This is a genomic window from Variovorax guangxiensis, from assembly GCF_003952165.1.
In the GTDB taxonomy this organism is placed as follows: domain Bacteria; phylum Pseudomonadota; class Gammaproteobacteria; order Burkholderiales; family Burkholderiaceae_C; genus Variovorax; species Variovorax guangxiensis.
Map to the genome: position 1 here is coordinate 55004 of NZ_RXFT01000009.1, position 15407 is coordinate 70410.

Annotated in this window: 15 protein-coding genes; 1 reads left to right on the forward strand and 14 read right to left on the reverse strand. The window is 66.9% G+C overall.

Annotated elements, in window-relative coordinates; genetic code table 11:
* Positions 1-133 precede the first annotated feature (133 nt).
* From EJP67_RS20660 to oxlT, 4 genes are all read right to left on the reverse strand, one after another.
* The gene (locus EJP67_RS20660) at positions 134-1693 is read right to left on the reverse strand and encodes a formate dehydrogenase beta subunit (protein ID WP_126023586.1); all 1560 of its coding nucleotides are present in this window, start codon (positions 1691-1693) and stop codon (positions 134-136) included.
* Positions 1690-2190, reverse strand: coding sequence for a formate dehydrogenase subunit gamma (locus EJP67_RS20665; RefSeq protein ID WP_126023587.1), 501 nt, complete (start codon positions 2188-2190; stop codon positions 1690-1692). Before EJP67_RS20665 ends, EJP67_RS20660 begins: the two co-directional genes overlap by 4 nt.
* Positions 2191-2450: 260 nt before the next feature.
* A complete protein-coding gene (locus EJP67_RS20670; protein ID WP_126023588.1) occupies positions 2451-2939 on the reverse strand; it encodes a gamma carbonic anhydrase family protein in 489 nt (162 codons plus the stop codon).
* Positions 2940-3065: 126 nt separating this feature from the next.
* On the reverse strand, positions 3066-4346 hold the full coding sequence (gene oxlT / locus EJP67_RS20675; RefSeq protein ID WP_420824278.1) for an oxalate/formate MFS antiporter: 1281 nt from the start codon (positions 4344-4346) through the stop codon (positions 3066-3068).
* A 689-nt stretch (positions 4347-5035) separates the two neighbouring features.
* Between oxlT and EJP67_RS33670 the strand changes: the two genes are divergently transcribed.
* Complete coding sequence (locus tag EJP67_RS33670) at positions 5036-5200, forward strand: hypothetical protein (protein ID WP_165909669.1); 165 nt, start codon at positions 5036-5038, stop codon at positions 5198-5200.
* A 49-nt stretch (positions 5201-5249) separates the two neighbouring features.
* Here EJP67_RS33670 and EJP67_RS20680 read toward each other — a convergent pair whose 3' ends face one another.
* The 10 genes from EJP67_RS20680 to frc (EJP67_RS20725) form a co-directional block, all read right to left on the reverse strand.
* Positions 5250-6197 (reverse strand): LysR family transcriptional regulator, encoded by a 948-nt coding sequence (locus tag EJP67_RS20680; RefSeq protein WP_126023590.1) that lies wholly within the window; start codon positions 6195-6197, stop codon positions 5250-5252.
* 26 nt (positions 6198-6223) lie between these two features.
* Positions 6224-7642 (reverse strand): pyruvate kinase, encoded by a 1419-nt coding sequence (gene pyk / locus EJP67_RS20685; RefSeq protein ID WP_126023591.1) that lies wholly within the window; start codon positions 7640-7642, stop codon positions 6224-6226.
* A 4-nt stretch (positions 7643-7646) separates the two neighbouring features.
* A complete protein-coding gene (locus EJP67_RS20690) occupies positions 7647-8657 on the reverse strand; it encodes a 2-dehydropantoate 2-reductase (protein WP_126023592.1) in 1011 nt (336 codons plus the stop codon).
* Between the two features lie 49 nt (positions 8658-8706).
* Positions 8707-9486, reverse strand: a complete 780-nt coding sequence (locus EJP67_RS20695; RefSeq protein ID WP_126023593.1) for a fumarylacetoacetate hydrolase family protein — start codon at positions 9484-9486, stop codon at positions 8707-8709.
* 54 nt (positions 9487-9540) lie between these two features.
* Positions 9541-10440 carry a succinate--CoA ligase subunit alpha gene (gene sucD, locus EJP67_RS20700; RefSeq protein WP_126023594.1) on the reverse strand — a complete coding sequence of 300 codons (900 nt, stop codon included), beginning with the start codon at positions 10438-10440 and terminating at the stop codon, positions 9541-9543.
* Between the two features lie 40 nt (positions 10441-10480).
* The gene (gene sucC, locus EJP67_RS20705) at positions 10481-11659 is read right to left on the reverse strand and encodes an ADP-forming succinate--CoA ligase subunit beta (protein ID WP_126023595.1); all 1179 of its coding nucleotides are present in this window, start codon (positions 11657-11659) and stop codon (positions 10481-10483) included.
* Positions 11660-11691: 32 nt separating this feature from the next.
* Entirely contained in the window at positions 11692-12009 is a 318-nt protein-coding gene (locus EJP67_RS20710) for an HAD family hydrolase (protein ID WP_126023596.1), read from the reverse strand.
* 275 nt (positions 12010-12284) lie between these two features.
* Positions 12285-13532, reverse strand: a complete 1248-nt coding sequence (gene frc / locus EJP67_RS20715) for a formyl-CoA transferase (RefSeq protein ID WP_126023597.1) — start codon at positions 13530-13532, stop codon at positions 12285-12287.
* Positions 13529-13975, reverse strand: a complete 447-nt coding sequence (locus EJP67_RS20720; RefSeq protein WP_126023598.1) for a PAS domain-containing protein — start codon at positions 13973-13975, stop codon at positions 13529-13531. Before EJP67_RS20720 ends, frc (EJP67_RS20715) begins: the two co-directional genes overlap by 4 nt.
* A 158-nt stretch (positions 13976-14133) precedes the next feature.
* Entirely contained in the window at positions 14134-15405 is a 1272-nt protein-coding gene (frc, locus tag EJP67_RS20725) for a formyl-CoA transferase (protein WP_126023599.1), read from the reverse strand.
* Between the last annotated feature and the right edge of the window lie 2 nt (positions 15406-15407).

Sequence of the window (15407 nt, forward strand, 5' to 3'; positions counted from 1 at the left end):
CGAACGCAGAAGTCGCGAAGATTTCGCAGAAGTCGCAAAGGGAAAACCAAAAATGGTGTTTGTCTCTTCTGCGATCTCTGCGTAGTTTTTGTATTCCTTCTGCGTTCGGCTGTCCGTATCCGGATGCGTCATGTCAGGCGGCCTTTCTGTCGGGAGCTTCGATGCCGAAGTCCTGCGGGAAATGGTCGAGCGCCGAGAGCACCGGGAACGGCGTCATGCCGCCCATGGCGCACAACGAGCCGTGGACCATCGTGTCGCACAGGTCGCGCAGCAGCATCACCTGCTGCGGGCGGTTCTGGTTGCCGCGGATCTTGTCGATGACCTCCACGCCGCGCGTCGAGCCGATGCGGCAGGGCGTGCACTTGCCGCAGGATTCGAGCGCACAGAACTCCATGGCGTAGCGCGCGAGCTTCGAGAGGTCGGCCGTGTCGTCGTGCACCACGATGCCGCCATGGCCCACGGTGCCGCCGACGGCTGCGTAGGCCTCGTAGTCCAGCGGCAGGTCCCACTTCGATTCGGGCAGGTAGGCGCCCAGCGGACCGCCGACCTGCACCGCCTTGATGGGCCGGCCCGAGGCCGAGCCGCCGCCGTAGTCGTACAGCAGCTCGCGCAACGTGACGCCGAAGGCCTTCTCGACCAGGCCGCCGTACTTGATGTTGCCCGCCAGCTGCATCGGCAGCGTGCCTCGCGAGCGGCCCACGCCGTAGTCGCGATAGAAGGCCGCGCCGCGCGCCAGGATCAGCGGCACGCTGGCCAGCGTGATGACGTTGTTGATGAGCGTCGGCTGCCCGAACAGCCCCTCGATGGCCGGCAGCGGCGGCTTGGCGCGCACGATGCCGCGCTTGCCTTCCAGGCTTTCGAGCAGCGCCGTCTCTTCGCCGCACACGTACGAGCCCGCGCCCTTGCGCACCGCGAGCGAGAAGCGCTTGCCCGAACGCAGGATGTTGTCGCCGAGGAAGCCCGCCGCCTCCGCGATGCGGATCGCCTCGTTCAGCGTGGCGATCGCATGCGGATACTCGGAGCGCACGTAGATGTAGCCCTGCGTCGCGCCGGTGGCGAGGCCCGCGATGGTCATGCCCTCGATCAGCATGAAGGGGTCGCCCTCCATCGTCATGCGGTCGGAGTACGTGCCCGAGTCGCCTTCGTCGGCATTGCAGACGATGTACTTCTGCGCGGCAGCCGTGCCCAGCACCGTCTTCCACTTGATGCCTGCGGGAAAGGCCGCGCCGCCGCGTCCGCGCAGGCCGGAGTCGAGCACCTGCTGCACGATGTCCTCGGGCGCGAGCGCCAGCGCGCGGCGCAGGCCGGCGAAGCCCTCGTAGGCCTGGTAGTCGGTGAGCGACACCGGGTCGGTGATGCCCATGCGCGAGAAGGTCAGGCGCTCCTGCTTCTTCAGGTAAGGGATCTCCTCGGTCGGGCCGAGCGCCAGCGGATGCCTGCCGCCGGTGATGAAGCCCGCGTCGAACAGCCCCGCCACGTCGTCGGGCGTCACCGGGCCGTAGGCGATGCGGCCGGCGGGCGTGTTCACCTCCACCAGCGGCTCGAGCCAGAACATGCCGCGCGAGCCGTTGCGCACGATCTCCAGCATCAGGCCGCGCGCCGCTGCCTCCTTCGCGATGCAGCGGGCCACGCGGTCTGCGCCGGCGGCGAGCGCGGCCGAGTCGCGCGGGACGTATACGGTGATGGTGCTCATGGGTTGACCTGCGCGACCAGCGCGTCGAACGTGCGGGGCGTCATGCGCGCATGCGGCTGGTCGTCCAGCGTCATCGCGGGCGAGGAGGCGCACAGGCCGAGGCAGAAGGCCGGCTCCAGCGTGAACGCGCCGTCCTTCGTGGTGCCGTGCGCGCTGCAGCCCAGACGAAGTTCCGCATGGGCCAGCAGCGCATCGGCGCCCATCGACTGGCAGGCCTCGGCGCGGCAGATCTGGATCACATGGCGGCCCGCGGGCGCGCTGCGGAAGTGGTGGTAGTAGGTGACGACGCCGTGCACCTCGGCGCGCGAGAGGTTCTGCGCCTCGGCGATCACCGGCACCGCGTGGGCGGGGATGTAGCCGAGCGCGTCCTGCACGTCGTGCAGTATCGGCAGCAGCGCGCCGGGTTCGTTCTCGTGCGCCTGCAGGATGCGCTGCACGGCGGCGAGTTCGCTCGCCTCGTGCCCCTGCTGCGCCTGCTGAACCTGTTCTTGTCTCATGGTCCGTCCGATCTGCTCCGCTGCGTGAAGCCTTCAAGGCCTTGCAGGCGGAGCTGTTTTCATCGTGGTTCGTCACGGGTTCGACGTCGCGAATTCGACGCGAATCCCGTGGTCGTCCGCTTGGGGATCAATGTCGATGAATCGGGCGTCGGGGGCCTTGACACAAGTCAATTTCCGCCGAAACAAGCACGGTGCCAATGCGCACAAACCCTGCGGGCGCGCAGGGTTTCGCAAGGACCGGGAGAACTGCCTGAAAGACCCTATCGGGCGGAGGCTTCGCGCGCCCTGCGCAGCTGCGCTTCGGCTTCTTCGTCGCCCACCTCGCCGGTGACCTTCGCGGGGCGGCCCGCGATGCGCGAACGGTCGGGAAAGACCTTGCCTTCGGTGAGCAGCGAACCGGGCTCGACGATGCATCCGCGGCCCACCACCGAGCCGTTGAGCGCGACGGTGTTCTCGCCGACGACGGCGCCGTCGCCCACGGTGCAACCGTGCAGCATCACGTGCGGGCCGACCATCACGTCGGCGCCGATGGTGAGCGGGAAACCGGGGTCGGCATGCAGCATCACGCCCGCCTCCACCTGGCTGCCGCGGCCGACGGTGATGGGCTCGTTGTCGCCGCGCAGCACCGAGTGCGCGCCGATGCTGCAGCCGGCCGCCAGCACGACCTGGCCGATCACGCTGGCGCTCTCGGCCACTCGGGCGCTGGCGTCGATGACCGGTTCATGCGCGTCAAGTCGGTAGATCGTCACTGCAAAGGCTCCTGTTCATCGGCAAAAGGCCCCGCCATCTTCATGGCGGGGCCGCGGGGGAAAGGCGGATGCCCGGATGGTACCGGCGCTGCCGCCTTCGGTGGTGTGCAGGTGTTCTATTCGGTGCTATTCGGTACGGCTGGCCTCGATGTGCCTGCGGCGCATCGGGCGCAGCACGAACCAGGCCATCAGCGCCGCGAGCGCATTGACCGCGCTGGCCGCGATGAAGACGGCCTGCCAGCTGCCTGTGGAGGCGGCCAGCACGCTCGACAGGGGCACCAGCAGCGAGGCCGTGCCCTTGGCGGTATAGAGCATGCCGGCGTTCGAGGCCGCGTACTTGGAGCCGAAGGTGTCGGCGCAGGTCGAGGGGAACAGGCTGTAGATCTCGCCCCATGCGAAGAACACGATGCCCGTGAGGATCACGAACAGCAGCGGGTTCTGGCCGTAGTGGTAGAGCATCAGGATGCCGACCGACTCGATCGCGAAGGCGATGAACATGGTCTGCTCGCGGCCGATCTTGTCCGACACCCATCCGAAGAAGGGCCGCGTGAGGCCGTTGAGCACGCGGTCGATGGCCAGTGCGAAGGTCAGCGCGGGCAGCACCAGGCCCATGATGTTGACCGGCACGTCGATGATCTTGAAGTCCTTGGCGATGGGCGCGAGCTGCGCGGTGGCCATCAGGCCGCCGGCCGCCACCATCACGAACATCGCGTACATCACCCAGAACACCGGGGAGCGCAGCACCTCGGAGGGCGCGTAGTCGCGGCGCGACTGCTGCACGGCGCGGTTGTTGGAAGCCTTGGCGTGGTCGGGCGCGCGGGTCAGGAGCCATGCGAGCAGGAACACAATGAGCCCCTGCCCGATTCCAAAATAGAGAAAGGCTGCCTCATAGCCGCTCGACTTGATCATCGCGGAGATCGGGATGATCGTGAGCGCAGAGCCCGCACCGAAGCCCGCGGCGGTCATGCCCGCTGCAAGGCCGCGCCGGTCGGGGAACCACTTGAGCGCATTGCCCACGCAGGTGCCGTAGACCGCGCCCGCGCCGATGCCGCCGATGGCCGCCGCCACGTACAGCAGCGCCAGCGAGTCGGCGAACGAGTTGAGCACCCAGCCCACGCCGCAGAGCACGCCGCCCACCAGCACCACGGGGCGTGGGCCGAAGCGGTCGACGAGGTAGCCCTCGATGGGCACCAGCCAGGTTTCGGTGAGAACGAAGATGGTGAAGGCGACCTGGATCGCGGCGCGGCTCCAGCCGTGCTTGTCGGCGATCGGATTGACGAAGAGCGTCCAGCCGTACTGCAGGTTGGCGATCATCGCCATGCAGACGATGCCTATGAGCAATTGGCCCCATCGGTACGCCTCGGATCGGGTCGCGTTGGCGCCATAGGTTTCGGACGGGGGGTACATCGCGGCGTTGGAACCTGCGATCGTGGAGGTGGGCCGAGTCATGGAGTTGTCCTTGGTGTTTTCGTTGAAATCCGACGGGCTGCCAGAGCAGAGCAATCAGTCGAGCGAACTGTGCGCATCGACGGGCGACGAGGCTTCGTTGACATCGATACACGGCATTGGAATCACCAGTTTTCTGCGCGTGAATGACTGTCGGACCGAGCGACTCAAAAACTCTTGACCTCAGTCAAGTTCACACGAATCGCGCCCTCGGCGAACCCCCGAGGTATCCCTAGCACGATGCACTGATTCCTCTCTGGAAATCGCACCGCGCGCGACGCGAACGAGAGGCCGCTGCGATGCGTGTCGAACGGCCTCTCGCGCATCGCATCAAGGAATAGAAATGGATGGAGGAATTTCGATGATTCGCGCGTGATGGTTGCGCGCCATTTTTCGATGGACGCATCGGCTCTTGCGATGTCCCTCGATGGCTTCGCGATGCGCGTCGCGCGCGGCCGATGCTCTTCCGATCGGCTCTGGCAGGGGGAACTTTCACCGCACGACGGGACCCTGTCCGACAGGGAAAAAATTGACCCAGGTCAAGAAACGCAAAAATCGCGTTTGCCCTCGTCTAGGGTAAACCCTAAAATTCAGGGTAATCCCTTCGGTCTTTCCGATTCAGTTTCAGATTCTTTTTTTGGAGCCATCAAATGAGCCACACGACCCTGAATTCCAACGCACTGCGTGCCCCCTCTTCTTCCTCGGCCGCCGGCAACGTCATGCGCGAGCTGTTCGCGGTGATGCCCATCGTGATCTTCTACAAGGCCGCTCGCGCCGCGCTGATGCAGCGCCGCTCGTCGTTCGTGCAACGCTGATCCACCGCACGCAGCAGCCAGGCAATCCCCCGCAAGGAGCGCGCGCGAGTCACTCGCCGCGCTCTTTTTCCTTGGGGCCTTCGAACGGGACGATCTGCGCGATCAGCGCGGGCCCGTCGCTCAGCAGGAACTCCTTGAAGGCCTGCGCCACCGGCGGCAGCCGCTTGCTGCGGCGATGCACCACGTACCAGTTGAGCATCAGCGGAAATCCCTGCACGTCGAGCACGCAGAGGCTGCCGGCGCGCAGCTCCTGGCTCACGGTGTGGGCAGACACGAAACTCACGCCCATGCCCGCGATCACCGCCTGCTTGATGGTCTCGGTGCTGCGTATCTCCATCGCGACGTTGATGCCGCTCAGGTCGCCGCCGAAGCCGTCCTCCATCGAGTGCCAGGTGTCGGACGCCTTCTCGCGTACCACGAAGGGCTCGCGCATCAGCCGCGCCCGCGGGATGTTTCTCTCTCGCGCCAGCGGATGACCGGGCGCCGCGACGATCACGTAAGGGTGCGGCGCAAAGGGCTGGTTGACGGTGTCCAGGTCGGTGGGTGGGCGCACCATGATCGCGAGATCCGTAAGGTTCTCCGCGATGTGGGTCAGCAGCTCCGCGCGGTTGTGGACCGTGAAGTTCAGCGTTACGCCCTGGTGGCGGCTCGCGAACTCGACCAGCAGGCGCGGAAAGAAGTAGTCGCCCGCGCTGATCACGCCCACGTTGAGCTTGCCGCCCGAGACGCCCTTGAACTGCATCATCGCGTGCTCGGCCGCCTCGAACTGCTGGATGATCGCGCGGCTGATCTGCAGCAGCTCGGTGCCCGCGGGCGTGAGGTAGATCTTCTTGCCGAACTGCTCGAAGAGCGCGTTGTCCGCATGCTCCTCGAGCTTGCGCACCTGCGTGGAGACGGCGGGCTGCGTGAGGTGCAGTTCCTCGGCCGCGCGCGAGAAGCTCAGCAGCCGCGCCACCGCCTCGAAGACCTTCATCTGGCGCAGGGTCGCGTGTTTCATCGCAGGGCCTTCGAAGCTGGGGGCGCTCAGCGCGGTATTCGGGCGACGTGCAGCAGGTTGGTGGTGCCCGACTGCCCGAAGGGCAGGCCCGCCACCACCACCACGTCGTCCCCCTCATTCGCGAAGCCCTCGGTGCGCGCCGTGCGGCATGCGCAGTCGATCATCTCCGCCACGTCGTGCACGTCGTCGACCAGCACCGCGTGCACGCCCCAGACCATCGCCATGCGCCGCGCTGCGGCCACGTCGGGCGTGAGGCTCAGGATGGGCACCGCCGGGCGCTCGCGCGCCGCGCGAAGGCTCGTGAAGCCCGACGACGTGTAGGTCACGGTGGCGGCCGGCGCGAGCAGCGAGGCCACCTGGCGCATCGAGGCGCACACCGCGTCGGCCGTGGTGGAAAGCGCCGCATCGTGCGTGGCGTCGATGCCCGTGCGGTACGACGGATCGGCCTCCACGCGCGCGATGATGCGGTCCATCATCGCGACCGCCTCCAGAGGGTACTTGCCAGAGGCCGACTCGGCCGAGAGCATCACCGCGTCGACGCCGTCGTACACGGCGGTCGCCACGTCCGACACCTCGGCGCGCGTGGGTACGGGCGAGACGATCATCGATTCGAGCATCTGCGTCGCCACCACCACGGGCTTGCCGCGCTTGCGGCACGAACGCACGATCAGCCGCTGAAGCTCCGGCACCTGCTCGGGCGGCAGCTCCACGCCGAGGTCGCCGCGCGCCACCATGATGCCGTCGCACAGCGCGACGATGGCATCCAGGTGCTCGATGGCGGCGGGCTTCTCCAGCTTGGCCATGATCCAGGCACGCGAGCCGATGATGGCGCGCGCCTCCTCGATGTCCTCGGGCCGCTGCACGAAGGAGAGCGCGACCCAGTCCACGCCCATCGAGAGGCCGAAGGCCAGGTCGTCGCGGTCCTTGGGCGTGAGCGGCGAGATCGGCAGCAGCACGCTGGGCACGTTGACGCCCTTGCGGTCGGAGATGTCCCCGCCGACCAGCACCGTGGTCTCGGCGAAGTCGGGGCCATGGCTGTCCACGCGCAGGCGCAGCTTGCCGTCGTCCAGCAGCAGCTCGGTGCCGTTGTGCAGCGCGGCGAAGATTTCGGGATGAGGCAGCGGCGCGCGGCGTGCATTGCCGCTGGCCTGGCTCATGTCGAGCCGGAAGCGCGCGCCCGCGTCGAGATGCGCCCGCCCGCCCTCGAAGGTGCCCAGGCGCAGCTTGGGCCCCTGCAGGTCGAGCAGGATGCCGATGGGCCGGCCGTGCTCCTTCTCGAGCCGGCGGATGGTCTCGATGCGGCGCGCATGGTCGTGCTGCGTGCCGTGGCTCAGGTTGAGCCGGAACACGTCCACGCCGCGCCCGAACAGCGCGCGGATGGCCTGCTCGTCGGTGGTGGCCGGGCCGAGGGTTGCGACGATCCGGGCGCTGCGCGTGCGTCTCATGGCGTCAAGCCATTTCGTGGAGTTTCACGCGGCCGCGCTGGTCTTCCATGGTGCGTGCGAGCAGCTTCACAAGGCTGTAGACGGTGTCGATGTGCGGCGTCGGCGTCTCGGTGAGCCGTGCCAGCTCGACCACGGCGCCGACCAGCGCGTCGATCTCGGGCGCGCGGCCCGCTTCCACGTCCTGCAGCATCGAGGTCTTGTGCTTGCCGACCTTCTCCGCGCCCGCGATGCGCTTCTCCAGCGTCACGCGGAATTCGATGCCGAGCTTGTGTGCGACGGCCTGGGCCTCGCGCATCATTGCCGCGGCGAGCTCGCGCGAAGGCGGGTACTGGCAGATGTCCACGAGCGTGGAATGCGCGAGGCTGCTGATCGGGTTGAAGGTGAGGTTGCCCCACAGCTTGAGCCAGATCTCGGCGCGGATGTTGTCGAGCACCGGCGCCTTGAAACCCGCGCCGGTGAAGCAGGCCGACACGCGCTCGACGCGCTCGCTGGCCGAGCCGTCGAGCTCGCCCACCGGAAAGCGGTCGCCCTCGATGTGCCTGACCACGCCGGGCGCGATGAGCTCCGAAGCCGGATACACCACGCAGCCGATCACCCGCTGCGCCGGGATCTTCGCCGCGAGCGTTCCCGATGGGTCGACGCTGCGCACCGGCGTGCCTTCGAGCGTGCCGCCATGCTTGTGGAAGTACCAGTACGGGATGCCGTTCTGCATGGTCACGACCACCGTGTCTGGCCCGAAGAGCTTCGGCACGTCGTTGGCCACGGCCTCGACCTGGTGGGCCTTCATCGCGAGCACCACGATGTCCTGCGGGCCCGTCTCGTCGTAGCGGTCGGTGGCCTTCACGTTGCGCGCCACCTGTTCCTCGCCTTCGGCCGAGACCAGCCTGATGCCGTTGCGGCCTATGGCTTCGAGGTTGGCGCCCCGCACGATGAACGTGACGTCCTCGCCGGCCAGCGCGAGTTTCGCGCCGACCAGCCCGCCGATGGCGCCTGCGCCGATGATTGCAATCTTCATGTCGTCGATCCCCAAGAGTTGAATTCCTTGCGCGACCCTTCGGCTGCGTTCAGCCGAAGCGGTTGCTGAGCTTTCCGATGCCGCCGATCTCGATTTCGACGAGGCTGCCGGGCTTCATGGAGCCGACGCCGATCGAGGTGCCGCAGAGGATCACGTCGCCGCGGTGCAGCGTCATGTCCTGCGAGATGAGGCTCACGAGCTGCTGCACCGAAAAGCGCATGTCGCTGATCGGGTAGTTCTGCCGCTGCTCGCCGTTGAGCGTGGTGGTCACGGTGAGCGTGGCGGGATCGAGGCCGGTGGCCACCACCGGGCCCATGGGGCAGAAGGTGTCGAAGCCCTTGGCGCGCACCCACTGCGCGAAAGACGCGTCGCGGTTGAGGATGTCGGCCACGGTGACGTCGTTGGCGCAGGTGTAACCGAACACGTGGTCGAGCGCGTCGGCTTCGGAGACGGCGGTGGCGGTCTTGCCGATGACGATGCCGAGCTCGCCCTCGAACACCACCTTGCCGTCGCACAGCGGCTTGCGGATGGGCGCGCCGGGCGCGAGGTACGAGTTGGGCGTCTTCAGCAGGTACAGCGGCTCGGCCGGCACCGGCAGGCTCAGCTTGGCGCCCAGCGCGTGGAAGTTGTTCCACAGCGCGATCACCTTGGTCGGCTCGGTGGGCGTGAGCAGCTGCAGCCCTGCGAGCGCGAACACGCGGCCCGTGGGCTCGGAGCTGCCGAACATGTCTCCCTGCCGCTCGTGCACCGCATCGCCCTCGAGCGTGCCGAAGCCGATGCCGCCCGCGTGCTCGAAGCGGACCCATTTCGTCATCTGCTGCTGTTCCATGTTGTTGTCGTCTTTCTGGATATTGAGGATTCGGGTCCGCCGCCGTTCGATCGGTCAGTCGAACGGCAGGTAGTCGGGCACCACGAGCGAGGCGAGCAGCTTTCCCATGTCCGCCGGATTGCGCGTGACGTGGATGCCGCACTCCTTCATTACCGCGAGCTTTTCCTGCGCGGTGCCGCGGCCTCCGGAGACGATGGCGCCCGCATGGCCCATGCGCTTGCCGGGCGGTGCGCTGGCGCCGGCGATGAAGCCGACCACGGGCTTGGTCATGTGGTCGCGTATCCAGCGCGCGCACTGCTCCTCGGCGTCGCCGCCGATCTCGCCGACCATGATCACGGCGTCGGTGCGCGGGTCGTCGTTGAACATCTTCAGCACGTCGATGTGCCGCAGCCCGCCGACCGGGTCGCCGCCGATGCCCACCACCGTCGACTGCCCGATGCCGAAGCTCGCCAGCTGGCTCGCGGCCTCGTAGGTCAGCGTGCCGGAGCGCGAGACGACGCCGATGCGCCCGCGCTGGTGGATGTGGCCGGGCATGATGCCGATCTTGATCTCGCCGGGCGTGATGAGCCCCGGGCAGTTGGGCCCCAGCAGCAGCGTCTTGCGGCCCTGCATGCGGTGGCGCGTGCGGATCATGTCGCGCACCGGGATGCCCTCGGTGATGCAGATGACGAGGTCGAGCTCGGCATCGACGGCCTCGTCGATGGCGGCGGCCGCGAAGGCCGGCGGCACGTAGATCACGGAGACGGTCGCGCCGGTCTCGGCCTTGGCTTCCTTCACCGTGCCGAAGATCGGGATGCCCGCCATCGACTGGCCGCCCTTCATCGGATTCACTCCCGCCACGAAGCAGTGCCTGCCGTTGCCGTATTCGAGGCAGGCCTGCGTGTGGAACTGGCCCGTCCTGCCGGTGATGCCCTGCGTGATGACGCGGGTGTGCTTGTCGATCAGGATGGACATGCGGCAATCTCCATCGGCTGTTGCTGGAAACAGGAGCGGTTCATCGCGGGCGCTCCCAGTTGCTGGCCGCGCCGATGGCGCGCTGCGCGGCCTCGGCCATGTCGTCGGCGTTGATGATCGACAGGCCCGACTGCGCGAGGATGGTCCGGCCCAGGTCCTCGTTGGTGCCTTTCATGCGCACGATCAGCGGCACCTTGAGGCCGGTCTCGCGCACCGCGTCGACCACGCCATGCGCGATCACGTCGCACTTCATGATCCCGCCGAAGATGTTGACCAGCACGGCCTTGAGCCTCGGGTTGCGCAACATCAGCCGCACGGCCTCGGCCACCTTGTCGGCCGTCGCGCCGCCGCCCACGTCGAGGAAGTTGGCGGGCTCGCCGCCGTAGAGCTTGATGGCGTCCATCGTCGCCATCGCGAGGCCCGCACCGTTGACCAGGCAGCCGATGTCGCCGTCGAGCGCGATGTACGAGAGCCCGGCGTCCGAGGCCTCGATCTCCAGCGGGTCTTCCTCCTCGAGGTCGCGCATCGCGACGATGTCGGGCTGGCGGAAGAGCGCGTTGTCGTCGAAGTCGAACTTGGCGTCGAGTGCGATCACGCGGCCGTCGCGGGTGAGCACCAGCGGGTTGATCTCGGCCAGCGAGGCGTCGCTGCCGTCGAAGGCCTGCCAGAGGTTCTGCATCAGCACGCGCGCCTGCACCACCGCGCGGTCGGCAATGCCGATGCGTCGCGCGATGCCGTCCGCCTCGGCCACGCCGAGGCCGGTGTCGGGGTTGATGAAGAGCCGGTGGATCTTCTCGGGCGTGCGCGCGGCCACTTCCTCGATGTCCATGCCGCCTTCGCTGGAGGCCATCAGCGCCACGCGCTGCGAGTTGCGGTCGACCACGAAGCCCAGGTAGAGCTCCTTGTCGATCTCCACGCTTTCTTCCACCAGCAACTGCTTCACCACGCGGCCTTCGGGGCCGGTCTGCGGCGTCTGCAGCGTCATGCCGAGCATCTGGCCGGCGTGGCGCCGCACCTCGTCCACCGACCAGGCCTGCTTCACGCCGCCGCCCTTGCCACGGCCGCCCGCGTGGATCTGCGCCTTGACCACCCAGGCGCGCCCACCGATGCGGCTGGCGGCTTCGGCGGCCTCGTCGGGCGAGCGGCAGACGAAGCCGCGAGGCGTTGCCACGCCGTATTGGCGCAGCACTTCCTTGCCCTGGTATTCGTGGATGCTCATGGCCGCAATTACCTGAAATCGTTAATTGAAATTCAGGCGCCCAGCTCGACGCCGTGGCTTTCGGCCCAATTGAAATAGCTCGACGAAGCCATTTCGCGCTTGCGGTGGATTTCCTTCTTCTGCTCGATGGCCACGGCGAGGAATTCCGCGTCGTAGGCCTTCAGCAAATGCGGCTGCTCGGTCTTCAGGTAATGGCCGATGCGCGTATTGGCGTCCTCGCCCAGGCCCATCAGGCGGTCATAGGTCTCGCCGTCCCAGTACCAGCGCAGCCCCAGCTCGAAGAAGGCGGCGTTGTAGGCATTGCGCTCGATCTCGTCGCGCCAGTATTGGATGGGTGACTGGTTTTCCATGATCTTCTCCTTGAATGAATGCCGGATCGATGAATAAGACGGGCAATTCCGGCGAGTTCAAAATGTAGAAGCGATGGACGATAAATAAAAATTAAATGAATTTATAAAAACCATTCATTGCAGGTTATGGATGGAAATTCCGAAATTCCAGCCAGATCGACAACCGGCAATTGATTCGAATCCGGGCGCGCAGGCGCCCTCCGCGCTGCCCGCGAACAGGCAGCGCGCCAGGAAAAAGGAAAACGGCAAGAGGCGGCGGCCCGCGCCGCCGGGCTTCAGATCACGCGTTCGGCCCGCAGGGTCGCCAGGGCGTCCGCGTCGTAACCGAGCTGCCTGAGCACTTCCTCGGTGTGTTCGCCGAGCAGCGGCGAGCGCGTCACCACCGTCGGGCTGTCGGACATCTTGATGGGGTTGCCCACCGTCAGGTACTTGCCGCGCACCGGGTGGTCGACCTCGACGATGGTGCCGGTCTCGCGCAGCGACTCGTCCGCGGCGATCTCCTTCATCGAGAGGATCGGCCCGCACGGAATGTCGTACTCGTTGAGGATGTCCATGGCCTCGAACTTGGTCTTGGTCATGGTCCACTGCTCGATGCGCGCGAAGATCGGCTTCAGGTGCAGCAATCGCGCCGCCGGCGTGGCGTAGGCCTCGTCGGTGATCCAGCCTTCCTCGCCGATGACCTTGCACACCGCCGGCCACACGGCCGCCTGCGTGATGAAGTAGATGTAGGCGTTGGGGTCGGTCTCCCAGCCCTTGCACTTGAGAATGGAGCCGGGCTGGCCGCCGCCCGATGCGTTGCCCGCGCGCGGCACCGCGTCGCCGAACTTGCCGTCGGGGTACTGCGGGTACTCGTGCATGGTGCCGGTGCGCTCCAGCCGCTGCTGGTCGCGCATCTTCACGCGGCACAGGTTGAGCACCGCGTCCTGCATCGGCGCGAGCACCTGCTGGCCGCGCCCGGTGCTGTTGCGCTGGAAGAGCGCCGCGAGGATGCCCAGCGCCAGGTGCAGCCCGGTGCCGCTGTCGCCGATCTGCGCGCCGGTCACGAGCGGCGGGCCGTCCTCGAAGCCGGTGGTGGAGGCCGCGCCGCCCGCGCACTGGGCCACGTTCTCGTAGACCTTGCAGTGCTCGTACTTGCCGGGGCCGAAGCCCTTGACCGAGGCGACGATCATGCGCGGGTTGAGCTTCTGGATGTGGGCCCATGTGATGCCCATGCGGTCGAGCGCGCCGGGCGCGAAGTTCTCGACCAGCACGTCGCAGGTCTTGATGAGGCTGTCGAGAACCTCCTTGCCCTTGGGGTTCTTGGTATCCAGCGTGATCGAGCGCTTGTTGTGGTTCAGCATCGTGAAGTAGAGGCTGTCCGCGCCGGGAATGTCGCGCAGCTGGCCGCGCGTGGCGTCGCCTTCGCCGGCGCGCTCGACCTTGATCACGTCGGCGCCGAACCAGGCCAGAAGCTGGGTGCAGGTGGGGCCCGACTGCACGTGGGTGAAGTCGAGGATGCGCACGCCCTCGAGTGCTTGGCTCATTGACTGTCTCCTTCTCTGATCATCGTGGCTTCGACTTCTACCAGACGGGCGCGGAGTTTGCGCTCCTCGGCGAAGCGGGCTGTCTCGTCGCGCACGATGGCGACGATGCCCGTGACTTGGTGATCGGCGGAGAACAGCATCGAAACCGTGAAGGCGATCGAAAGGGTGCGACCGTCCTTGTGCAGCGCGGGAACGCGCAGCAGGTCGGCGCCGTACTTGGTGACGCCGGTTTCCATGGTCTTGTGGTAGCCGTCCCAGTGCCGCTGGCGCTGCCTCTGCGGAATGATCAGGTCGAGTGACTGGCCGAGTGCCTCGGCCTCGCTGAAGCCGAAGATGCGTTCGGCGGCGCGGTTCCACAGCGTGATCGCGCCCTGCGCGTCGCACACCATGATCGCATCGCCGGCGCCTTCGACGAGCTGCTTGAAATCGACATTCGCTTGCATGTGAACCTCCGGCGCTTCGTTCAATCCAGGCCAGGCTCCCGCAGCAGCCTCCCCCAGTTCCAGGGACACCGCGGAACCGGCTCCGCCGGGCCGCAGGTGTCGCCCCCTGGAGGGGGTTGGCGCTGCCACACGAAGTGGACAAGCCTGGGGGTGGGCTTCTACACCGCCTTGGCGGCGTGCAGGCCGGCGATCTGATCCTGGCTGTAGCCGAGCTCCGCCAGCACCTCGTCGGTGTGCTCGCCCAGCAGGGGCGACGCGGTGACTTCGGGCTTGAGGTCAGAGAACTTGATCGGGCTGCCGATGGTCCAGTAAGTGCCGCGCTCCTTGTGCGGGACTTCGACGATCGAGCCGCTCTTGCGCAGCGACTCGTCGTGCAGCAGTTCCTTCATCGAGAGCACCGGGGCGCACGGAATGTCGTACTTGCGGAAGATGTCCACCGCCTCGAACTTGGTCTTGTCCTTGATGAAGTCCTCGATGGTGGCGAAGATCTGCTCGATGTGCGGCTGGCGGGCCTTGGCCGTCATGTAGTCGGGGTCGGTCTTCCACTCGGGCTTGCCCAGCGCCTCGCAGATCGGCTCCCAGGCGTGGCCCTGCACCGTGAAGTAGATGTACGCGTTGGGGTCGGTCTGCCAGCCCTTGCACTTCAGTATCCAGCCGGGCTGGCCGCCGCCGCCGGCGTTGCCGCCGCGCGGCACGACCTTGTCGGCGAACGCGCTCATCTCGTGCGGGTACTGCGGGTATTCCTCGAGGTAGCCCACGCTGTCCAGGCGCTGCTGGTCGCGCATCTTCACGCGGCACAGGTTGAGCACGGCGTCCTGCATCGAGCAGGCCACCTTCTGGCCCTTGCCGGTCTGCTGGCGGCCGATGATGGCCGTCAGGATGCCGATGGCCAGGTGCATGCCGGTGTTGGAGTCGCCCAGCGCCGCCGCCGAGATGGTCGGCACGGAATTGCCGCCCTTCCACCAGCCGGTGGTGGAGGCCGCGCCGCCGGCGCACTGCGCCACGTTCTCGTACACCTTCAGGTCCTCGTAGTGGTGGCCTTCGCTGAAGCCCTTGACCGAGGCGACGATCATCTTGGGGTTCAGCTCCTGGATGCGCTCCCAGGTGAAGCCCATGCGGTCGAGCGCGCCGGGGCCGAAGTTTTCCACCAGCACGTCGGATTCGCGGATCAGCTTCTCCAGCACGGCCTTGCCCTCGGGCTTCTTCGTGTCCAGCGTGATCGAGCGCTTGTTGCTGTTGAGCATGGTGAAGTAGAGCGCGTCGACGTCGGGGATGTCGCGCAGCTGCGAGCGCGTCACGTCGCCCGCGCCGGGACGCTCCACCTTGATCACGTCGGCGCCGAACCAGGCCAGCATCTGCGTGCATGCGGGACCGGCCTGCACGTGCGTGAAGTCGATGATCTTGATGCCGTTGAGGGGCTTGTTGCTCATTG